This window comes from Nesterenkonia xinjiangensis (assembly GCF_013410745.1).
In the GTDB taxonomy this organism is placed as follows: Bacteria; Actinomycetota; Actinomycetes; order Actinomycetales; family Micrococcaceae; genus Nesterenkonia; species Nesterenkonia xinjiangensis.
Window position 1 is genome coordinate 996110 of sequence record NZ_JACCFY010000001.1, and the last position, 20856, is coordinate 1016965.

Here is a 20856-nt window from a genome sequence, read left to right on the forward strand (position 1 = left end):
TGTCGAAATCCGCACCGCCTCGGCACCGCTGATCAGGCAGACCGCACTGCCCCATCGGGCACATCGGGGTGCCCGATCCGCCGTGTCCGCATGTCAGAGCGCCTCAGTACACTGACGGCATGTTCCCCCGATCGTGGCCCCGGGCCGTGCGTCTCATCCTCTCCGGCATCGTCGTGCTGGTGATGATGGGCACCGGGCTTCTGGTGACGGTGACAGCGCTGATGACGAACCCGGGGTACATCGACCCGACGACGGACGAACCGAGCACTCTCGGCGTCATCATGACCGGGCTGGGGATGCTGGCCCTGCTCACGCTGCCCTTCTACCGGCGCGCTCCGCTGGTGCCGATGATCGCCGGCGCCGTCGTCGCCCTGCTGCTGCGTCTGGATCCCTTCGTCCTGGCCGTGGGGCTGACCGTGTGGATCGTGCGGGCCGAACGCCGCTGGCACTGGGCGGTCGCCGCCGCCGGATTCGCCATCATCATGATCTGCGCGGGCCTGCATCTGCACGCCCTCTCCGGCTGGCCGGATCCGGACTACCGGCGCACGGGGCAGATCCTGGTCGCCGTCGTCACGGTCCTGTGCCTAGGTCTGGTGCTGGGGATCTCCCTGGGCGTGCGGCAGCGCCGCTCCGCCCGGGCCGCCGAGGCCCACGCCCGGGCCGCCGAACACAGCAACGAACAGCTCACCGAGGAGCTCACCCGTCAGCAGGAGCGGCAGGTTCTGGCTCGCGAGGTCCACGACACCTTGGCCTCCGACCTCTCCGGGCTCTCCCTGCATGTGGGCGGGCTGGAGAAGGCCGCGCAGCACGCCGGCGACCCACGCCTCGATGACGAGCTGCGCACCACCCGGCACTATGCCGACCGAGCCCTGACCAACCTCCGCACCCTGCTCACCTCGCTGCGCGAGGGCGGAGCCGGCGACGACGCCCCGGCACCCTCCCCACAGGGCGTGGCCGACCTGCAGGCCCTGTTCGCCGAAGCCGCGGCCGGCGGTGTCGAGGCACGTCCCTTCGTCCTCGTCGACGGTTTCTCCGCAGCTCCTGACGCCCTGCAGCACGCGGTCCGTCGCATCCTCCAGGAAGCACTGACCAACGTGCTGCGGCACAGCAGCGACCGCACCGCGGAGGTGAGCCTGACCGGCGGTGAGGGCCAGGGGATCGATCTCCGGGTCACCAACCGAGTCCCGGAGCAGCCCCGCTTCACCGCCGGCTCCGGCACCGGCCTAGTCGGCCTGGAGGAGAGGGCCCGAGCGCTCGGCGGCACTGTGGAGACCCGTCAGCACGAGGGTCGCTTCATCCTCACCGTCCGGCTTCCCTGGCCTCTGCCCGAGACCGCCGAGCATCCGGCCTGAGCCTCGGCCCGGCCCGCGCCGCTGACCTGGGACTCCCCCGTCGTGTCAGTCCCCAGTTGGTAGACTTCGCGCGTGATGCTCTCCGTGGTGATGGTCGACGACGACGCCCTGGTCCTGGGCTCGCTACAGAACATCCTGAGCGGCGAGGAGGACATCGCCGTCGTCGGCACCGCCCCATCCGGCGCTGAGGCGATCGACGCCGTCCGCGCCCACCGGCCCGACGTCGTCGTGATGGACCTCCACCTGGGTGCAGGCATGGACGGCGTCGAGGCCATCCGCCGGATCCGCGAGCAGCTGGCCCCGCCCGCCGTCCTGGCGGTGACCGCCTTCGGCACGGACACCCACCTGCATGGCGCCCTCGACGCCGGGGCCACCGGCTTCCTGCTGAAGGAGGACGCCACCGAGTTCCTCGCCACCGCCCTCCGCATGGCCCACGAGGGCGACCCGATGATCTCACCGGCGATGACCTCCCGGCTGATCGCCAGCTACGTCGGCCCGCGGACGGAGCCGGTCTGCGAGTCGGCCCGTCGACGCGTCAGCGGACTCGCTGAGCGCGAGATCGCCGTGGCCCGGCTGATCGGTGCCGGCAACACCTATGAGGACATCGCAGGTGAGCTGTTCATCTCGCCGAGCACCGTCAAGAGCACCCTGGCCAGCGCACGGGCCAAGATCGGGGCGGACACCAGCGCCCAGCTGGCCGTCATCGTCGCCCAGGCCCGGCTGGATCTGAACGGGCAGGCATGACGACACAGCCGTGACACCGCCCTCTGGTTGAATGGTGCCCATGTCTGAGACCACCACGATTCCCGCTCCCCCGCAGGCGAAGAAGGTCCCCACCACCCGCACCCATCACGGTGACACCGTCACCGATCCCTACGAGTGGCTGCGGGACAAGGACTCCCCGGAGGTCCAGGACCACCTGCACGCGGAGAACACCTACACCGACGCCGTCTCCGCGGAGCAGAAGCCGCTGCGTGAGGCGATCTTCACTGAGATCAAGCACCGCACCGTGGAGACCGACCTGACCGTACCCTCTCGCCGCGGCGGGTTCTGGTACTTCACCCGCACCATCGAGGGTGAGCAGCACTCGATCTACTGCCGCGTGCCGGTCAGCGCCCCTGACACCGAGACCGCCGGTGCCCAGGCCCTGGAGTCCTGGACACCGCCGGAGGTGGAGCCCGGCGTCCCGCTCCCGGGTGAGGTGACCTACTTCGACACCAACGCCGAGGCGAAGGCACACGCCTTCTACCAGCTGGGCGGGATGAGCATCGACGAGTCCGGCCGGCTCCTCGCCTACTGCGAGGACACCACAGGGGACGAACGGCACACCCTGCGCTTCCGTGACCTCACCACCGGGGAGAACCTGCCCGAGACCGTCGAGGACGTCCACGGCGCCGCCGTCCTGGACCCCACCGGAGCCCGCGCCTACTACATGGTGGCCGATGAGACCTGGCGCCCGTGGCGGCTCTATGTCCACACCCTCGGCACCGACGCCTCCGCGGACCGGCTGCTGCTGGAGATCACCGACGAACAGCTGTGGACCGGATTCGGGCTCTCCTCAGACAAGCGGGAGCTGATCATCGTCTCCGGCAACTCGGAGTACGACGAGACCCGACTGCTGGACCTCACCGACCCCGACGCCGAGCCGGTGCTGCTGATCTCTGCGGCCCGTCGTCTGCTGCACAGCGTGGACCCGATCGAGCTCGACGGCCAGCGCCTGCTGCTCGTCACCCACAACGCCTCCGGGCCGAACAACGCGCTGAGCCTGACCACAGCAGAGGCGCTGGCCGCCCAGGCCCTCGACGCGGAGCTGGATCTGGGCACCGAGGTGCTCACTCACGAGGACACCGTGAAGCTGGAGGGTGTAGCCGTCACCGCCGCCCAGGTGCTGGTCAGCGCCCGGCGGAACACTGTGGAATCGGTGCAGCTGCTCTCTCTGGACACTCTGCGGCAGGTGCGCGACGGCGGGTATCCGGTGCCGACGTCGTCGTTGCCCGGCCCGGCCTTCGACGAGGAGCTGTTCACCTGCGCCGTGACCTCCGCCGAACATGAGGCCCCGCTGTTCCGGGTGCTCTACACCTCGTGGTTCACTCCGCCACGGATCTACGACATCCCGCACGCTGCCACGTCCGACGACGGCGCCGCGCCGGCGCCGATCCTGCGCCGCGAGACACCGGTCAACGACGTCGACCTCACCGCCTACCGGGCCACCCAGACCTGGGCACCGGGCGAGGGCACCGCCCCCGACGGCAGCCCTGTCCGTGTCCCGATCACGGTGATGCACCATCGTGACGTCACCCCCGACGGCACCAACCCCACCCTGGTCTACGGCTACGGCTCCTATGAGATCAGCATGGACCCCTCCTTCGGGATCCCGCGGCTCTCCCTGCTGGACCGGGGCGTGGTCTTCGCGATCGCGCATGTGCGCGGAGGCGGGGAACTGGGCCGCTGGTGGTACGAGGACGGCAAGAAGCTGGCCAAGGCCAACACCTTCACCGACTTCATCGCCGCCACCGACCAGCTGATCAGCGAGGGCTGGGCGGACCCGGCGCGGATCGCCGCCCTCGGCGGCTCCGCCGGCGGGCTGCTGATGGGCGCCATCGCGAACCTGGCACCGGAGAAGTACACGGCGATCGTCGCGCAGGTGCCCTTCGTGGACAACCTGACCTCCATCCTGGACCCGGACCTGCCGCTCTCCGCCCTGGAATGGGAGGAGTGGGGCAACCCCATCGAGGATCCCGAGGTCTACGCGTACATGAAGTCCTACTCCCCCTATGAGAACGTCCGGGACACCCGGTACCCGGCGATCGCCGCAGTGACCAGCCTCCATGACACCCGGGTGCTGTACGTGGAGCCGGCCAAATGGGTGCAGGTGTTGCGGGAGCACCAGCAGGGCGAGGCCCCGGTGGTGCTGAAGATCGAGATGGACGGCGGCCACGGCGGCGCCTCCGGCCGCTATGAGTCCTGGAAGGAACGCTCCTGGGACTACGCGTTCCTGGCGCACCACCTGGGTGCCGTCGAGCGGCGGTTCTGATGGGTGAGGCCGTCGCGGTCGAAGGGCCCTGGACCGAGAACCCGGACATGGTGCGGGTCTACGACGTCGAGAACTCCGGGATGTGGGACCACGAGTTCTATGCCGCGCTCATCGAGGAGAAGGGCGCCCGCCGGATCAGCGACATCGGCTGCGGCACCGGGGTGCTCGGCGTCGAGCTGGCCCGCCGGGGGCTCCAGGTCACCGGGGTGGACCCTGCGGCGGCGATGATCGAGGCCGCCCGGACTCGACCAGACGGTGAGACCGTCACGTGGATCCAGGGCACCGCGGAGCGGCTGCGCACGGCCGCCGCAGACTTCGCAGTCATGGAGGGCCATGTGGCCCAGTACTTCCTGCCCCGCGGCGAATGGGACGAGGTGCTGCGCCAGGCTCACCGGAACCTGGTGCCCGGCGGGTGGCTGGCCTTCGAGACCCGCAATCCTCAGGGGCTGGAACTGGACACCTGGGATGCCGAGCACACCCGAGAGACCCAGCCACACCCCGACGGCGGTGAGTTCACCTCCTGGGTGGAGCTCGCCGCCGTGGACGAGACCTCAGCCGACGCTGAGGCCGACGGTCCGCTGATCACCCACCGAGGCCACACGGTGCTGCCCGACGGACGGCACCTGGTGGTCCACGAGACTCTGCGCTACAGGAGCCTGCCCACACTCATCGAAACGCTGGCCGAGGCCGGCTTCGCCGTGGCGGAGATCTGGGGCGACTGGGACCGCGAGGAGCTGCATCCGGACAGCCCGGAGATCATCATCCTGGCGCAGAAGCTGTAGGTCCTGGTCAGCGCCGCGCCTGGCGGATTAGCTTAGGGGCATGCCTTGGTTCGCGTGGATCGTGATCGCCGCAATCGTCGTCGGCGGCCTCATCGCTGTGGCCACCGTCTGGTCCGAACGTGGGATCGGTGCCCCACCTGACCGAGACGAGCTTCAGCGGCTGAAGCGCCGGATCGCCGAGCTGGAGGAGCAGCAGTCCGCGAAGCAGCTCGAGGGGCCGCATATCCCGACCCGCGCCGAGGAGAACCTCACCGCCGAGGACCGCTGGCGGCTCGACATGCTCGAGGCCCGGTTGGAGAGTCTGGAGGAGAAATCCACGGACGATGACGACGACCCCGGCGAGGACGGCCTCAGCGGCGGCACCACGCGGTGACGACGTCGTCGTCGAGCAGGGCCGTGTAGGGGTCCCCGGGGATGCCCAATGCCCGGGCGAAGGCCGGCTCGGTCTTGATGCCCTGGGACTTCAGCGCGCGGACCTGATCCCGTAGCGGGGTCCCGTGGGCCCGCAGCAGCCGCCTTTCGGCGAGCATGTGACGGTGTGCTCGCTGTTGGGCCACCGGCATCGCCTGGATGAACAGCTCCACCAGGAACCCCTCCTCCTCGAAGGCCGCGCACCAGGCGTCTTCGCGGCTGTGTCGCCAGGTGGCGAACCCTGCGCGGTGGGCGAACCGCCCCCGCATGGCCTGGTGCACAGCGTCGATGTCCTCGGCGTGGATCAGCACGTCCAGGTCAGAGCCCTCGACATCGACCCCGATCGGCAGGGTGCCGGCGAGCGCCCACTCGTGGACGCCGTCGAGGTCATCGAGCCCCAGCGTGTCCAGGAGCACCGTGGCGGCGTGCAGTCGCATCACAGTGTCAGAGCGAGTCAGAGCGCCCGGGCGTACTGACCGTGCGGTCCGGTGCGGGCGATCGGCTCCCCGTCGAGCGCCAGCACGAAGTCGGTGGCGTCGTCGTCGCCTCCGGGCAGCCGCTGGGCGATCTCCGGGAGCACGTTCACACCTTCGTTGGAGATCCAGCGGGCCTCGGAGGCACGGACCTGCCGAGCGAAGGACTCCCGATCCTCCAGCGGCAGGTAGGCCAGCACCGCGGAGTGGAAGACCACCGGTGTGGCCCCGTGGGGAACCTGGGAGAGCAGCTGCGGCAGCATCCCGTTGAGGTCCCCGCGCACCAGCGAAGGCGGCTGTGCGGCGACCAACAGAGCTCCCGCGTGGATACGGTCCAGGCGGTATTCCATCCCTGGCCACACCAGGGTCTCCAGCCACTCACGGTCGTCGTCGCGGCGCAGGTCCAGCGGATTGAGGTCCACTCCGGCCCGCCAGGCCACCTCCGGGAGCGACGACGGCGGTTCGACCCCCTCCAGCGCGCAGTCCAGGTCCACCTCAGCACGCACTGGACCGGTCGGTTCCAAGGTGATGGGGCCTTGCGCCGTGCCGTAACGGATCTCCCAGCAGTCCGGGTACAGCAGCAGTCCGGCGGAGGCACCCACCTCGATGAGCGCCACCGGGCCCTCGATGCGCGCGAGAGCGAGGTTCAGGACCGCACTGCGTCCCGGTTCGTTGGTCTGGGTGCGACGCTGCCGCATGGTGGCGGCGATGTCCTCCCAATGCGTGATGATCTGCGGGCGGGCATCCTCCCATGGTTTCAGCGGGGTCCCGTGCAGCCGGGCTGCGGCGAAGAGCAGATTCGGCTGCCGCTTCTCCGCCGGCAGGGTCAGCAGTCGGTCGAGGATCTCGGTGTCCTCGGCGACGCCGAGGGCCCAGTCCTCGTACAGCACGGACACCGGAGCCGCTTCGACGTGCCCGAAGTGCCGGTAGAACTCGCGCAGGTGGTCCAGGTCGCCGTCATGTGTGATCTCCCGCATACCCTCACCCTACGGGTGCGACCGGGTTTCGGGAACTGACCTCGGAGAAAGGCCCGGTGGCACCTCGGGTACGGTGTCCGCATGGAGGAGAGGACGGAGTTCACGCCGGCGCGGCACGCCTTCCGCTTCCCCAACAGATTCCGCAACGTGATCTGGTCCGGGCGCCTGCCGCCGTGGACGGGCCGAACGAAGACCGTCACCAGCCGAGGACGCTGCGGCGGCATGGTCTTCTCCGCACTGGACCACTTCCATGCGGGGAGGTCCGTTCCGCCGTCGACGCCCCATGACTTCGACGGCTCGGAAGTTCCGCCCGACGGGCGCCCGCTCGCCGACCACCTCCACTCTCGCCAGCTGCACAGCATGGTGACCAGCTGGTGCGGGGCGTTGAACGGGCTCCGGTTTCTGCTGTGGAGCCTGCTCCCCACCGCCGCCCTGACCACACGGACATCTCGTGAGCTGGAGAAGATCGTGGCCTCCATCGACGACGGCGTCCCGGTGGCGCTGGGCCTGGTGACCGCCTCATCCGTGCGGCCAGGGCACCTGGGACGGAACCACCAAGCCGTCTGCCACGGGTACCGTAAGAGCAGCTCCGGCGAGGTGGATCTGCTGATCTATGACCCGAACCATCCCTACGATCCCTCGTCCCCGGAACGCAGCGACATCGTGCTCCGCCGGGCCGACAGCGAGACCTCCGGCGCTGAGCCGCCGTCATTCCCCTACCGGTCGTCCTCCACCGCGGGACGCACCCGGTACTGGCGCGGCTTCTTCCTCGAGCGCTATCGGTTCCGGACTCCGCCGGCGCCCCTGCGCTGACGTGTCCACGGCCACGTCATCAGTGCCCAGACCGCCGCGACGAGCACGATCTCCCAGAAGATGAAGATCGGCCAGGGCCCAAGAAGATCCAGGATCGAGGCTCCGGGCGGGTGGTCGTTGAGAAAGCCGTAGTTGGTCCCGATCAGCGCGTTGATCCCCATCACCAGCGCCGCCCAGAGCAGCACCGCGCCGAAGGCGAGGCGGAAATCTCGCCACTGCGGACGGTACCCCAAGCCCCAGATGAGCCCGATGGCAACCAGCAGCACGGTGATGTGCAGCCCCCAGTAGAACGGGAATTCCACCGGCGAGAGGCGGAGCTGGCTCGGATGCGGACTCAGCAACGCCTGAGTGTTCAGCGTCAGGCCCCAGTAGTAGGTGATCGCGACCGCCCAGCGGGCCCGCCAGATCAGCGCCACGGCGGCGATCAGCCGCAGCACGTCAGAGAAGTGCAGCGGCAGCGACCGGCCGATGTCCCAGTTCTCCGGCAGCATCCACCAGCCCATCCACGCCAGGGAGGCGACCAGCAGGACCCACCCGCACGTCGTCGTCACTGGGCGTTCGGCGTCTCGGCCGCGCAGCCGGCGGGCGGCCACCACGACGACGACGGCGAGCGCGGCCGCCAGCCCCAGCAGGGCGAGGTGCCGGGCACCGAAGACCTCTGGGGCGGCTGCGGCGATCACAGGGGTCACATCTTCACTGTACGTGTGAGCGGAGCACCGACCCCACAGTCCGGATCGCCTCACGGCTTCGCACCTGGTGTGTGAGATCGCACCTCCGACGTTGGGGGTGCGATCTCACACACCAGGTGCGGACCAGCGAGCGCCGGCCGGAACAGCAGCACGGAGCAAGGGCCGCGCGCCTCACTCTGTCACGAAGACTCCCACGAGGGAGGTGAACACTTGCCATGAGATGTGACGTGCACTACATTTCCGTTCATCGGGAGAACAAAATGTGCTCACTCGCCGATCTCTCGCCGCACCCACCGTGCCGCGACCCGGCACAGCTCCGAACCGGACGCGGAAGCCTGATCACCTTCCCAGCCGGACCGTGAACATTCCCACGAAAGGTGATGACATTCCCATGACCACCGCTCAGACGCTGCCCACCCGGACGGCGACACGACCCCCGCTCCCCGGCCGCGTCCGCCGGCTTCTGCACCGCCGCGCCGTCGCCGTCGCCGCCGCGCTGGCCATGCTGTGCGGGGCCGTCCTGGCCACCCCGGCCTCGGCCCAGCCGGTCTACGAGGACACCCAGGGTTATCACGACGGCTACTTCTACACGTTCTGGACCGACGCTCCCGGGACCATCACCATGAACCTGGAGCCGGGAGGCAGCTACTCCACGCAGTGGGGAGACACCGGGAACTTCGTGGTCGGCAAGGGCTGGTCCACCGGCACGTCCCGGACCGTGGACTACTCCGCGACGTTCAACCCGTCGGGCAACGGCTACCTGGCCCTCTACGGATGGACCCGTGGTCCGCTCGTGGAGTACTACATCATCGAGGACTACGGCACCTACCGTCCCACCGGTGACTACAAGGGCACCTTCTGGTCGGACGGCAGCTACTACGACATCTACGAGACCACTCGGGTCGAGGAGCCGTCGATCGACGGCACCCAGACGTTCCAGCAGTACTGGAGCGTCCGGCATGACACGCGCACCAGCGGGTCGATCACCACGGCGAACCACTTCCACGCATGGGAGCAGGCCGGCATGCCGCTGGGCACCCATGACTACCAGGTCATGGCCACCGAGGGCTACCAGTCCTCCGGCAGCTCCTCGGTGACGGTCCACACCGCCCCGTGAGGCGCAGGTTATGACCTCCCGCGGAGGGCTCTGCACCCCGGAATCACGATCGCCGCGCCATATCTGGTGAGGCAGACGTGATTCCGGGGTGCAGAACGGCCGGAACCCACGACGGCGGCGGTATCGTGAGCCGCATGACCATTCACGCGGCTCGAGCGTCCGGGTGGCGCACACGCCCCGAATCGCCCACGGATCCCGCCGATGCGGCCTCCGTGCGCCGCATCACGCGCGCCGCCTTCGAGACCAGCGCCGAGGCAGATCTGGTGGACGCTCTCCGGCAGGACCCTGCCTGGATCCCCGGGCTCTCCATGCTGGCGCTGACACCGGAGGGTGAGCCGGTGGGCCACGCCTTGCTGACCCGCTGCCACATCGGTGAGATGCCGGCCCTGGCCCTGGCTCCCTGCTCGGTCGTCCCGGTTCACCAACGCACCGGAGCGGGATCGGCCGCTACCCGCGCCGGGCTCGACGCCGCCCGGGACCTAGGCGAGGACGCCGTCGTGGTGCTGGGCCACCCTGAGTACTATCCCCGGTTCGGCTTCGAACGAGCCTCCTCCCACGGGATCAGGGTCGGCTTCGACGTCCCTGACGAGGCTCTGATGGCACTCAGCCTCACCGGTTGCCCACTGCCGACGGGGACGATCCGGTACCCCGCACCGTTCGGCGTCTGAGACTGGTCCTCTGCACCCCGCGACGGCGGCGGTATCGTGACACCCATGACAGCGGATGAGCACTGGGAGCGGCTCCTCACCGCCCTGGAGCAGGACGACACCATCCTGGAGCAGACGATCCGTGACATCCGCGCCACCGTACCGGGCTACGACGACGTCCCGGACTCCGCCCTGGAGTCCTCCGTGCGGCGCAACATCGCCCTGAGCATCCGGACTGTGCGTGCCGGATTCGAGCCCTCCCCGCAGGACGTCAGTGAGGCCGACGCGCTGGCCTCGGAGCGCTATGCCCAAGGCGTGCCCGTGGGCAGCGTGTTGGCGGGCTTCCGAGTGTGCATGTCCGTGATCCTGCACCGCCTGCTGGAGCACGCCCCGGCCCACCGCATCCCTGCCGACCAGGTGCTGGCCTCCTCCACCATCCTGTGGGCACTGGGAGACGCCTTCTCCTCCCGGGCGGTGCTCGTCTACCAGGACAAGGACCTCGCCCGAGCTCTGGCCGACTCCACACGCCGGGCGGCATGGATCGGCGACGCCGTCGCCACGTGGATGGAGCCCGCGGAGCTGGCCCGGGGCGCGGCCCTCTACGACGTCCCCACCTCCGCGCCGCTGCGCGCACTGGCTGCGGACTCGCAGCCTGACGCCGACGTCGAGCGTCAGCGCCGGCTCCAGGACTGGGCCGACCGCACCGGCGTGCGCATCCTCACCGCCGTGCGGGCCAGCTCCCTGGTGGGCCTGATCATCGGAGGTCCGGATCCCGACGCCCATCCGGAACGGCTGACCGTCGGGGTCGGCCCCGCCGTGACGCTGGAGGAGCTGCCGCAGTCCTTCGAGTCCGCCGCAGCCGCCCTGCGTGCCGCCGAGACGGTGGGGATGACCGGGCTGGTAGACCTGGAACGGCTCTCCTGGCGCGCCGCGGTGCACGCCAGTCCGGAGGTCACCGCGCTGCTGCACGAACGCCACCTGCAGCCGCTGGCTGAGGCCGGCACCTTCGGTGAGCATGTGCTCGAGGCGGTGGACGCCTACCTGCGCCACCGGCTGAACATCCCGCTGGCCGCCCGCAGCATCCCCGTGCACGTCAACACGTTGCGCTACCGGCTCCAGCGATTCCAGGAGATCGCCGGAGCGGACCTCGGAGATCTGAACACGCTGATCGAGCTATCCTGGGCGCTCGCCGCCCATCGGAGTCACCCCGCTTCGTAGCCAGGCACGAAAACGGCGCATCACCGTTGAACGGGAGGATGTAGCGCGCGTCACACCCCAGCGCGCATGCTGGTCGACGACGCCGAGACGGTCGTCACCTGCTCATCACCCTCCCCGAGGAGACCTCCATGATCCTGGGCATCATCGGCATCATCGTGTCCCTGCTGCTGCTGATCACGCTCGCCTACCGGGGCGTGCCGGTCATCCTGGCCGCCCCCATCTCCGCCGTCGTCTGCCTGGTGTTCTCCGGGGCCCCGATCCTGGCCTCCTACACCGAGGTGTTCATGCCCGCGATGGCCGGGTTCGTGGGCAGCTGGTTCCCGATCTTCCTCGTCGGGGCCATCTTCGGGATCCTGATGACGGTCACCGGCTACGCCGAGTCCATCGCGCGCTCCGTGACCGGTTGGATCGGCAGCCGCAGCGCCATCGCCGCCACGGTGATCACCTCCGCGCTGATGACCTATGGCGGCATCAGCCTGTTCGTGGTCGCCTTCGTGATGTACCCGCTGGCCCGCGAACTGTTCCGGGTGGCCGACATCCCGCGCCGGCTGATCCCCGGCACCATCGCCCTGGGCATCTTCACCTTCACGATGACCGCCCTGCCGGGGTCCCCTCAGGTGCAGAACATCATCCCCGGCCAGTTCTTCGACACCGGCGCCTACGCAGGCCCGGGGGTCGGCATCCTCGGCGGCACGCTGATCTTCGGACTGGGCCTGCTGTGGCTGGAGCACCGCCGTCGCAGCCTGATCACCAAGGGCGAGCACTTCGAATCCCCGGAGTCCAAGAAGGTCATCGGCGGCTCCGCCGACGACGGCTCCTCGGTCACCACCGCGCTCTCCCCGCCGAACCGCCTGGTCCCCTTCCTGCCGCTGCTGACCGTCTTCGTGGTGAACTTCGCCTGCACCCTGGTGATCTTCCCCGCCCTGGACTGGTCCTACCTGCAGGAGGACACCTTCGGCGGCATCACCTACGACTCCCGCGCCGGGCTGTGGGCCGTGATGGTGGCCATCCTGGTCGCCATCGCACTGATCGTCGCGATGAACTTCGGCCAGTGGAGCACCCTGAAGGTCGGCTTCAGCGACGGCGTCAAGCGCTCCATGCTCCCGATCTTCTCCACCGCCTCCGAGGTGGGCTACGGCGCCGTCGTCGCCTCGGTGGCGGCCTTCGCCGTAGTGCGTGACTCCGTGTTCGGCATGGGGGCCAATGCCCTGGTGACCTCGGTGGTCACCACCTCGATCACCGCCGGGCTGACCGGTTCCTCCTCCGGCGGGATGACCATCGCGCTGAACGCCCTGGGAGGGGACCTGCGCGCCATGGCAGAGGCCGAGGGCATGAGCCTGGAGATGATGCACCGGCTCACCGCCATGGCAGCCGGCGGCCTGGACACGCTTCCCCATTCCGGCGCCGTCGTCACCCTGCTGATCGTCTGCGGGCTCACCCATCGCCAGTCGTATAAGGACATCGGTATGGTGACGCTTGTCATCCCTGTGCTGGTCGTGGCGGCGCTGATCGCTCTGGTCTCCGCCGTCGGCGGGTTCTGATCCGGATATCCGGCCCAGCTTCACCGGCCTCCCGGCCCCATGCCTCCCCGACCCCGACACTCCGTCCCTGTCCCCGACCTCCCAGGAGAAGCCTGATGGACCAGACCATCGCCCGGACCCCACCGATCCAGCCCGACACGCTGGCCGGCCGCCGCGCCGTCGTCACCGGAGGGGCCTCCGGGATCGGGGCGGCCTGCGTGCGGGCCCTCGCCGCCGCCGGTGCGCGGGTGACGGTGTGCGACCTCGACGGCGACGCCGCCCGCACGCTGGCCGCGGAGGTCGGCGGCGCCGCCTGGGCGGTGGACCTCTCCGACACCGCCGCCCTGGAGGAGCTCGACGAAGCGTCCGGGGTCCACGAGGCCGACATCCTGGTCAACAGCGCCGGCATCCAGCGAGTCGCACCCCTGCACGAGTTCGATCCCGAGGCGTGGCGGCTCATGCACCGGCTGATGGTCGAGTCCCCGTTCCTGCTGATCCGGGCCGCACTGCCCGGCATGTACCAGCGTGGCTTCGGCCGGATCCTCAACATCTCCTCGGTGCACGGGCTGCGCGCCAGCCCCTTCAAGTCCGCCTATGTGGCCGCCAAGCACGCGCTGGAGGGACTCTCGAAGGTCACCGCCCTGGAGGGTGCTGAGCACGGAGTGACCTCCAACTGCCTCAACCCCGCCTATGTGCGCACCCCTCTGGTGGAGAAGCAGATCGCCGACCAGGCGCGCATCCACAGCATCGACGAGGACCAGGTGATCGAGCAGATCATGCTCACCGAGTCTGCGGTCAAGCGGCTCGTGGAGCCAGAGGAGGTGGCGTCGCTGGCCACCTGGCTGGCCTCCGACGCCGCCGGCATGGTGACCGGCACCTCCTACGCCATCGACGGCGGCTGGTCGGCGAGCTGACCAGCCGCAGGCCTCCCCGCAAGCACGTAGTCCTTCAGCCCTCGAATCCCAGCCCCGAGTCCCAGCCCCCGAGTCCCTGAGGAGGACCCATGACCATCGACAAGACCGTGGCGACCGCCGCTGAGGCAGTCGCCGACATCCCTGACGGCGCCTCGCTCGCCGTGGGAGGTTTCGGCCTCTCCGGCAACCCGATTCAGCTCATCGAGGCGCTGTTGGAGCAGGGCGCCTCCGGGCTCTCCGTGGCCTCCAACAACTGCGGAGTGGACGGCTGGGGCCTGGGCGTCCTGCTCGCCGCCCACCGGATCGCGAAGATGACCTCCTCCTATGTGGGGGAGAACAAGGAGTTCGCCCGGCAGTACCTGGAGGGCGAGCTCGAGCTGGAGCTGGTCCCGCAGGGCACGCTGGCGGAGAAGATGCGCGCCGGCGGCGCCGGGATCCCCGCGTTCTACACCCGCTCCGGGGTGGGCACCCAGGTCGCCGACGGCGGCATCCCGATGGCCTACGACGGGTCGGGCGGCGTGGCCAAGGAGTCTCCGCCCAAGGAGGTCCGCCCCTTCACCGTCCACGACGGCCGCCAGCTGGAGTTCGTCCTGGAAGAGTCGATCGTCACCGACTTCTCCCTGGTGCACGCCGTGCGCGGCGACCGGCACGGCAACCTGGTCTTCAACAAGGCCGCACGGCAGTTCAGCCCCGACGCCGCCATGGCAGGCCGGGTCTGCATCGCCCAGGTGGAGGAGCTCGTCGAACCCGGGGAGATCGACCCCGACGCCGTCCACCTGCCCGGGGTCTTCGTGCACCGGATCGTGGAGGTCGGCCCTGAGATCGAGAAGCCCATCGAGAAGCGCACCGTCCGCAGCGACGAGAAGGAGTGATCGCGCCATGACCACTGAGACCCGTGCTGGCTGGACCCGCGACCAGATGGCCGCCCGCGCCGCCGACGAGCTGCGCGACGGCGCCTATGTGAACCTGGGCATCGGGATGCCCACGCTGATCCCGAACCACATCCCGGCCGAGCGCACCGTGGTGCTGCAGTCGGAGAACGGCATCCTCGGAGTGGGCCCCTACCCCGCAGAGGACGCCGTGGATCCGGACCTGATCAACGCCGGCAAGGAGACCGTCACGGTGCTCCCCGGCGCGGCGTTCTTCGACTCCTCCACCAGCTTCGGGATGATCCGCGGCGGCAAGATCGACGTGGCCGTGCTGGGCGGGATGCAGGTGGCGGAGAACGGCGACCTCGCCAACTGGATGGTGCCCGGCAAGATGGTCAAGGGCATGGGCGGTGCCATGGATCTGGTCCACGGGGCGGAGCGAGTCATCTGCCTGATGGACCATGTGGCCAAGTACGGCTCCCCGAAGATCATCCCCCAGTGCACCCTCCCGCTGACCGGCAAGGCCGTGGTGGACCGCATCATCACCGACCTGGCGGTGATCGACGTCGTCGGCTCCGAGAACCAGCCGCGCCTGCAGCTGGTGGAGACCGCACCGGGCGTGAGCGAGGCACAGGTGCGCGAGGCCACCGGCGTGGAGCTGCACTGAGTCCTCCTGGGCTGCACCGGGACGGGCATCCACCCTCGGACCGACTGGTCGGTAGACTCTGGACGTGACCGACGCACAGAACACCGACGCCCCGCACAGGCCCGCGCCGCAGCCGACGCTCCCCACGAAGGTCTCCGACGTCTTCGACCCCTGGCAGTGGCGCCAGGTGGAGGGCTTCGAGCTGGAGGACATCACCTACCACCGGCGGGTGGAGCGCGACCGCGACGGACGGATCCTGCGCGACCTGCCGGCCGTCCGCATCGCCTTCGACCGGCCGGAGGTGCGCAACGCCTTCCGCCCTGGCACCGTGGACGAGCTCTACCGCACCCTGGACCATGCGCGCATGACCCCCGACGTCGGCGCCGTGCTGCTGACCGGCAACGGCCCCTCCCCGAAGGACGGCGGGCATTCCTTCTGCTCCGGTGGGGACCAGCGCATCCGCGGCCGGGACGGCTACCGCTACGCCTCCGGAGAGACCGCCGAGACGGTGGATCCCGCCCAGGCGGGCCGGCTGCACATCCTCGAGGTGCAGCGGCTGATCCGCACCATGCCGAAGGTCGTCATCGCCGTGGTCAACGGCTGGGCCGCCGGCGGCGGGCACTCCCTGCACGTGGTCGCCGACCTCACCCTCGCGTCGAAGCAGCACGGGAGGTTCAAGCAGACCGATGCCACGGTGGGCTCCTTCGACGCCGGCTACGGCTCCGCCCTGCTCGCCCGCCAGGTGGGACAGAAGAAGGCCCGGGAGATCTTCTTCCTGGCCAGAGAGCACTCTGCCGACGACATGGTCGCCGCCGGGGCCGTCAACGAGGCGGTGGACCACTCCCGGCTGGAGGAGGTCGCGCTCGAGTGGTGCACCGACATCGCCGCCCAGTCCCCGCAGGCTGTGCGGATGCTGAAGTTCGCCTTCAACGCCGCCGACGACGGGCTGGCCGGTCAGCAGGTCTTCGCCGGGGAGGCTACTCGGATGGGATACATGACCGACGAGGCCGTGGAGGGCCGCGACGCGTTCCTGCAGAAGCGGGCCCCGGACTGGTCCAGCTTCCCGTACTACTTCTGAGCCCTGAATCCACGTTGCCCAGGAGAACCCATGAACCCTCCTGCACCCTCCCCCGACTTCTGGATCGGCCCTGCGCTGGAGGCGCTCGACGCCGCTCTGCGCGGAGAGACTCCCCCGGTCGAGTTCCTGCCCTCCGACGACGACGGCGTCCCGCGCTGGGTCAGCCGTCCGGACGCGACGCTGGCTGAGGGGCCACGCCCCGCCGTCGTCGTGCGCACCTCCGGCTCCACCGGAACCGCCAAGCAGACTCTGCTGTCGGCCGAGGCGCTGCGGGCCTCCGCCGAGGCCACCGCCGAGACGCTCAGTGGGCACGGGCAGTGGCTGCTGCCCCTGCAGCCCAGCTACGTGGCCGGCCTGGCGGTGCTCTCCCGCAGCCTGGTCGCGGGCACCGTGCCGGTCCCTCTGCTGGCAGGCACCACTGATCCGGCGACCGTCGCCCAGGCCGCCGAGCAGATGACCGCGCAGCGACGCTTCGTCTCTCTGGTGCCCACTCAGCTGAGCCGGCTGCTGGAGACCGGGGACGCCCGCACTGTGGAGGCGCTGCGCCGTTTCGACACGATCCTGCTCGGCGGCGGGGCCTCGCCCGCACCGCTGCTGCGCCGGGCAGAGGATGTCGGGCTGACCGTGGTGCGCACCTACGGGATGAGCGAGACCTGCGGCGGCTGCGTCTATGACGGTCGCCCGCTGCCGGGCGTCGGAGTGGACACGGACGAGACCGGGCGGGTCCGGCTCTCCGGGCAGATGGTCGCACTGGGCTACCTCGATGACGAGGAGCTGACCGCCGCACACTTCGACGTCGCGCCCGTCACCGGGCACCGGCGCTTCCGCACCGACGACCTGGGCGCCCTCACCACCGGCGAGGACCACAGCGCCGGGCAGCCGAGGCTGAGCATCTCCGGACGCGCCGACGACGTCATCAACACCGGCGGGGTGAAGGTCTCCGCCGAGCAGGTCCGGGCCACGCTGCTGGAGCAGCACGCCGTCCGCGACGCCTTCGTGGGGGCCGCTCCGGACCCGGACTGGGGCCAGCGGGTCTGCGCCGCCGTGGTGCTGACCACTGGTTCCCGCAGCGAGGACACCGTGGACCGTCTGCGCGAGGCCGTCCGGGAGGCGCAGGGGCCGGCCGCGGTGCCCAAGCAGCTGCACGTGCTGCGGGCGCTGCCTCTGCTGGCCTCCGGGAAGCCGGATCGACGAGAATTGCTCAGGATGTTCGCCGGCTGACCAGCGAGACCTCAGCATCACTGGCACGCAGCACCGCCCGCACGTATCACCGCCCGCACCATCGAAGGAGACTTGTGGCCGCCACCTGGGACTGGATCGCCGGAGCCCGCCCCCGCACGCTGCCCATGGCGGTGGCACCGGTGGTGATCGGTGCCGCCGCGGCCGCCGGACTGGGTTCCTTCGATCTGCTCATCGGAGCCCTGGCGATGGTCGTCGCACTGGCCCTGCAGGTGGGCGTGAACTACGCCAACGACTACTCGGACGGGGTGCGCGGCACCGACGACGCCCGAGTGGGTCCCATGCGGCTCACCGCCAGCGGCACGGCCTCCCCGGCCGCGGTGAAGGCAGCTGCCTTCATGTCCTTCGGAGTCGCCGGGGTCGCCGGGCTGGTGATCGTGGCGCTCTCCGGGATGTGGTGGATGGTGGCTGTGGGGGCGCTCTGCGTGCTGGCCGCCTGGTGGTACACCGGGGGCTCGCGCCCCTACGGCTACCTGGGACTGGGCGAGGTGATGGTGTTCGTCTTCTTCGGGCTGGTCGCCACTCTGGGCACCACCTGGGTGATGGCCGCACAGCTGAGCGCCGCGGCGGTGGTGGGTGCGGTGGGGTCCGGGCTGATCGCCTCAGCCCTGCTGATGGCCAACAACGTCCGGGACATCCCCACGGACACAGAGTCCGGAAAACTGACGCTGGCCGTGCGCCTGGGCGAGCGGAAGGCGCGGACCAGCTACGTGGCGATGATCGGCGTCGCGGTGCTGCTGCCGCTCTCGCTGGCGACGACGAACCCCTGGTTCCTGCTGGTGGTGCTGGTGTGGCCGCTCTGCGCCGGGCCGGTGCGGATCATGCTCTCCTCCCGGCACACCGGGAGCGCGCTGATCACCGTCCTGCAGCTGACCGGCCAGGTGAGTCTGGCGTTCGCGGCGACGATGACGGCCGCGATCCTGCTCGGCTGAACGGGCCCGCGGCGCTGGGGTGATCAGACGCTGGGGTGATCAGTTGTTGCGCGGGTCCTCGACGTCTGTGTCCTCTGCCGCCTCCCCGGTGGCATCCTCCGGGTCCTTCGCGGGCCGCCCGTTGCCTGGGTGCTCCTCCGCGGCGCCGGCGGCCTGATCGGTGGTGCCAGTCTCAGGCTGCGGGGCGTCGTCGGGCTTCTCCTGCTGCTGGCCCTTCTGGATCTGGTCCTTCTGCTTGGCCCTGAGCTCGGCCTCCTTGCGGCGGAGCTCCTCCTCGCGCTGCTTCTGCCGACGCTGGATCTCGAGGTTCTGCAGGAAGTTGGGGTCGTCGTCGGGGGCAGAAGTGCGTTTGGGCGCGGCTCCCGGGGTCCCTGCCCTGGGGCGGCCGAGGCCCAGCCACAGCCCAGCGCCGAGGAACGGCACGAACACGATCACCGCGAGCCAGGCACTCTTGCCCAGGACCCTCACGCGGTGGCGCGGGGTCTGGATGCATTCGATCAGGCTGTAGATCATCAGCCCGACACCCACGATTCCCAGCGGGACGATCACCTTCAACATATCTTCCAGGGTAGTTCATCGGCCCTGCCTGTTCACGCCGAGACCGCCTGGTCAGCTCACCGCGGACACATTGTGCTCTACAGGACGTAGAATCGGGTGATGGCCGTTCTCAAGTACACCGTGCTCCGCCTGGCGACGTTCTTCATCCTCTTCGCCGCCTGCCTCCTGCTGGAGCTGGGCATGATCTTCGCCCTGATCGTGGGTCTGCTGGGCTCCTGGGCCGTGGGTTACCTGTTCTTCAACCGGCTCCGCGTGGAGGCCGGGGAGGCTCTGGCCCGGCGCTTCGGCGGAGACCGGCGGCTGGGCGCCTCGGAGCAGCAGGACAACGCCGCCGAGGACGCCCTCGCCGAGGACTACCACGCGCAGCGCGAGCGGGAACGTGAGCAGGAGCGCCGCGAGGGGCGAGGAACGGGCCCCGGGCTCCCGGAGCAGGACGGACCCGGCGAGGACGACGATTCCCCGCGCTGACCCCTCCCCCTCGAGTGGCCACGAATCGCGGCATCTCACCCCCAGATACGGCGTGTCACCGGCCAGGCGCCGTGATTCGTGGCCACTCGATGTGCTCATCAGCGCCCGTCCCATCCTCGCGAGTACAGCGCCCGGCGGATCTTCAGCAACCCTGCACGCCAGAACCCGCGACTGTGGTCCTTCGTGATCCGCAGCTCCAGCCAGCCCATCGCCTCCGCCCGCTCCGCCCGGCGGACGTCCTTGAGCACCTGCTGCGGGTCGGAATGCACCTCGACGCCGTCATACTGGATGGCGATCCGGTACTCGTCGATCGCCAGATCCGGCTGGAGGACGACCCGCCCGCGATCGTCGAAGATCTTCGGATTGACCCGCGGCTCCGGCAGCCCGTCGCGCCACATCGCCAGGCGCAGCCGGGTCTCCTGCGGCGAGTCCGCCCCCACCCGTGCCAACTCAGCGGCCTGCCGGACCGTCCTGATCCCCCGACTTCGTCGACGCAGCGCGACGGCGGCCCGCAGCTCCGACAGCTCCAGGATCGACTCGCCCTGCTCACCGAACTCCCTACGAGGTGAGCGCAGCATCTGATCGGCCAGGACCACGGCCTGCGTCTGAGACAGCCCGAGGGCCAGGTCCACCCAGGTGCGTCCCGGGCTGGTCACGCGCACCCCGGCGACCACGGTCACCTGCTCGGCCGGCACCGTGGAGCGATGCGGCACGACGCCCTCGCGACGCACGCGTCCGGCGGAGCGCGGAGACGTCAGGTGCAGCGGACGTTCCAGGATGAAGCCGGACACCCCATGAAGCGCCGCCGCCGTCGCGTGGCTGGCCATCTGGGTTCCGTCTGCGGTGAGCACCTGCAGCAGCGCCAGCTCCTCCCCCGCCAGCGGATCGCAGTAGACCCCATGGCCCGGCTGAACCACCGCTCCATAGCCGAGGGCGCGCCGCAGCCCGGCGTCAGTCCACCCGTCGCGCAGCAGCTGCCGGCGGGTCCACGCGCCGTTCGGGGGCCGCGGCGGGAGCCGTCGTCGTCGATCGGACAGAGGGAACTCCATGGGCCCAACACACCCGCGGGCCCAGCGGGTCTACCACCTGCGCGGCTGCTCTGTGGAGGCTCCGGCGAGT

At 69.9% G+C, this 20856-nt stretch carries 22 protein-coding genes; 17 read left to right on the forward strand and 5 right to left on the reverse strand.

Going from position 1 to position 20856, the window contains the following annotated elements; translation table 11 throughout:
- Positions 1-119 precede the first annotated feature (119 nt).
- From HNR09_RS04635 to HNR09_RS04655, 5 genes are all read left to right on the forward strand, one after another.
- Positions 120-1352, forward strand: a complete 1233-nt coding sequence (locus HNR09_RS04635) for a sensor histidine kinase (protein ID WP_179540982.1) — start codon at positions 120-122, stop codon at positions 1350-1352.
- 75 nt (positions 1353-1427) lie between these two features.
- Complete coding sequence (locus HNR09_RS04640) at positions 1428-2096, forward strand: response regulator transcription factor (RefSeq protein ID WP_246349129.1); 669 nt, start codon at positions 1428-1430, stop codon at positions 2094-2096.
- 40 nt (positions 2097-2136) lie between these two features.
- On the forward strand, positions 2137-4386 hold the full coding sequence (locus HNR09_RS04645) for a S9 family peptidase (RefSeq protein WP_179540984.1): 2250 nt from the start codon (positions 2137-2139) through the stop codon (positions 4384-4386).
- Positions 4386-5168 (forward strand): class I SAM-dependent methyltransferase, encoded by a 783-nt coding sequence (locus tag HNR09_RS04650; RefSeq protein ID WP_179540985.1) that lies wholly within the window; start codon positions 4386-4388, stop codon positions 5166-5168. The genes HNR09_RS04645 and HNR09_RS04650 overlap by 1 nt, the downstream gene beginning before the upstream one ends.
- Before the next feature lie 40 nt (positions 5169-5208).
- Entirely contained in the window at positions 5209-5541 is a 333-nt protein-coding gene (locus tag HNR09_RS04655) for a hypothetical protein (RefSeq protein WP_179540986.1), read from the forward strand.
- Here the strand turns inward: HNR09_RS04655 and HNR09_RS04660 are convergent.
- Both HNR09_RS04660 and HNR09_RS04665 read right to left on the reverse strand, forming a co-directional pair.
- Positions 5519-6016, reverse strand: coding sequence for a DUF4269 domain-containing protein (locus tag HNR09_RS04660; RefSeq protein WP_179540987.1), 498 nt, complete (start codon positions 6014-6016; stop codon positions 5519-5521). The genes HNR09_RS04655 and HNR09_RS04660 overlap by 23 nt on opposite strands.
- 17 nt (positions 6017-6033) lie before the next feature.
- Positions 6034-7029 (reverse strand): DUF2332 domain-containing protein, encoded by a 996-nt coding sequence (locus HNR09_RS04665; RefSeq protein ID WP_179540988.1) that lies wholly within the window; start codon positions 7027-7029, stop codon positions 6034-6036.
- Between the two features lie 81 nt (positions 7030-7110).
- Between HNR09_RS04665 and HNR09_RS04670 the strand changes: the two genes are divergently transcribed.
- Positions 7111-7842 carry a hypothetical protein gene (locus tag HNR09_RS04670; protein WP_179540989.1) on the forward strand — a complete coding sequence of 244 codons (732 nt, stop codon included), beginning with the start codon at positions 7111-7113 and terminating at the stop codon, positions 7840-7842.
- Here the strand turns inward: HNR09_RS04670 and HNR09_RS04675 are convergent.
- Entirely contained in the window at positions 7806-8531 is a 726-nt protein-coding gene (locus HNR09_RS04675) for a TMEM164-related integral membrane acyltransferase (RefSeq protein ID WP_179540990.1), read from the reverse strand. The genes HNR09_RS04670 and HNR09_RS04675 overlap by 37 nt on opposite strands.
- 391 nt (positions 8532-8922) lie before the next feature.
- Here HNR09_RS04675 and HNR09_RS04680 point away from each other — a divergent pair, with 391 nt between their 5' ends.
- The 10 genes from HNR09_RS04680 (at position 8923) to HNR09_RS04725 (ending at position 18711) form a co-directional block, all read left to right on the forward strand.
- A complete protein-coding gene (locus tag HNR09_RS04680; RefSeq protein ID WP_281366339.1) occupies positions 8923-9648 on the forward strand; it encodes a glycoside hydrolase family 11 protein in 726 nt (241 codons plus the stop codon).
- A 134-nt stretch (positions 9649-9782) separates the two neighbouring features.
- Entirely contained in the window at positions 9783-10316 is a 534-nt protein-coding gene (locus HNR09_RS04685; protein ID WP_179540991.1) for a GNAT family N-acetyltransferase, read from the forward strand.
- Positions 10317-10361: 45 nt separating this feature from the next.
- The gene (locus HNR09_RS04690; protein ID WP_179540992.1) at positions 10362-11513 is read left to right on the forward strand and encodes a PucR family transcriptional regulator; all 1152 of its coding nucleotides are present in this window, start codon (positions 10362-10364) and stop codon (positions 11511-11513) included.
- 128 nt (positions 11514-11641) lie between these two features.
- Complete coding sequence (locus HNR09_RS04695; protein WP_179540993.1) at positions 11642-13054, forward strand: GntP family permease; 1413 nt, start codon at positions 11642-11644, stop codon at positions 13052-13054.
- Positions 13055-13149: 95 nt separating this feature from the next.
- A complete protein-coding gene (locus tag HNR09_RS04700) occupies positions 13150-13947 on the forward strand; it encodes a 3-hydroxybutyrate dehydrogenase (RefSeq protein WP_179540994.1) in 798 nt (265 codons plus the stop codon).
- Between the two features lie 89 nt (positions 13948-14036).
- Positions 14037-14819, forward strand: coding sequence for a CoA transferase subunit A (locus HNR09_RS04705; protein ID WP_179540995.1), 783 nt, complete (start codon positions 14037-14039; stop codon positions 14817-14819).
- A 7-nt stretch (positions 14820-14826) separates the two neighbouring features.
- Positions 14827-15483, forward strand: a complete 657-nt coding sequence (locus HNR09_RS04710; protein ID WP_179540996.1) for a CoA transferase subunit B — start codon at positions 14827-14829, stop codon at positions 15481-15483.
- Between the two features lie 64 nt (positions 15484-15547).
- Positions 15548-16540 carry a 1,4-dihydroxy-2-naphthoyl-CoA synthase gene (locus HNR09_RS04715; RefSeq protein ID WP_179540997.1) on the forward strand — a complete coding sequence of 331 codons (993 nt, stop codon included), beginning with the start codon at positions 15548-15550 and terminating at the stop codon, positions 16538-16540.
- A gap of 30 nt (positions 16541-16570) precedes the next feature.
- Complete coding sequence (locus HNR09_RS04720; protein ID WP_179540998.1) at positions 16571-17761, forward strand: AMP-binding protein; 1191 nt, start codon at positions 16571-16573, stop codon at positions 17759-17761.
- Between the two features lie 74 nt (positions 17762-17835).
- Positions 17836-18711, forward strand: a complete 876-nt coding sequence (locus HNR09_RS04725) for a 1,4-dihydroxy-2-naphthoate polyprenyltransferase (protein WP_179540999.1) — start codon at positions 17836-17838, stop codon at positions 18709-18711.
- A 39-nt stretch (positions 18712-18750) separates the two neighbouring features.
- Here the strand turns inward: HNR09_RS04725 and HNR09_RS04730 are convergent, their stop codons facing one another.
- Positions 18751-19269, reverse strand: coding sequence for a PLD nuclease N-terminal domain-containing protein (locus HNR09_RS04730; protein ID WP_179541000.1), 519 nt, complete (start codon positions 19267-19269; stop codon positions 18751-18753).
- A gap of 99 nt (positions 19270-19368) precedes the next feature.
- Here HNR09_RS04730 and HNR09_RS04735 point away from each other — a divergent pair, with 99 nt between their 5' ends.
- Positions 19369-19737: a DUF4229 domain-containing protein gene (locus HNR09_RS04735; RefSeq protein WP_179541001.1), complete on the forward strand. Its 369-nt coding sequence runs from the start codon at positions 19369-19371 to the stop codon at positions 19735-19737.
- A 98-nt stretch (positions 19738-19835) separates the two neighbouring features.
- Here HNR09_RS04735 and HNR09_RS04740 read toward each other — a convergent pair whose 3' ends face one another.
- Positions 19836-20786, reverse strand: coding sequence for a PDDEXK family nuclease (locus HNR09_RS04740; protein ID WP_179541002.1), 951 nt, complete (start codon positions 20784-20786; stop codon positions 19836-19838).
- Positions 20787-20856 lie beyond the last annotated feature (70 nt).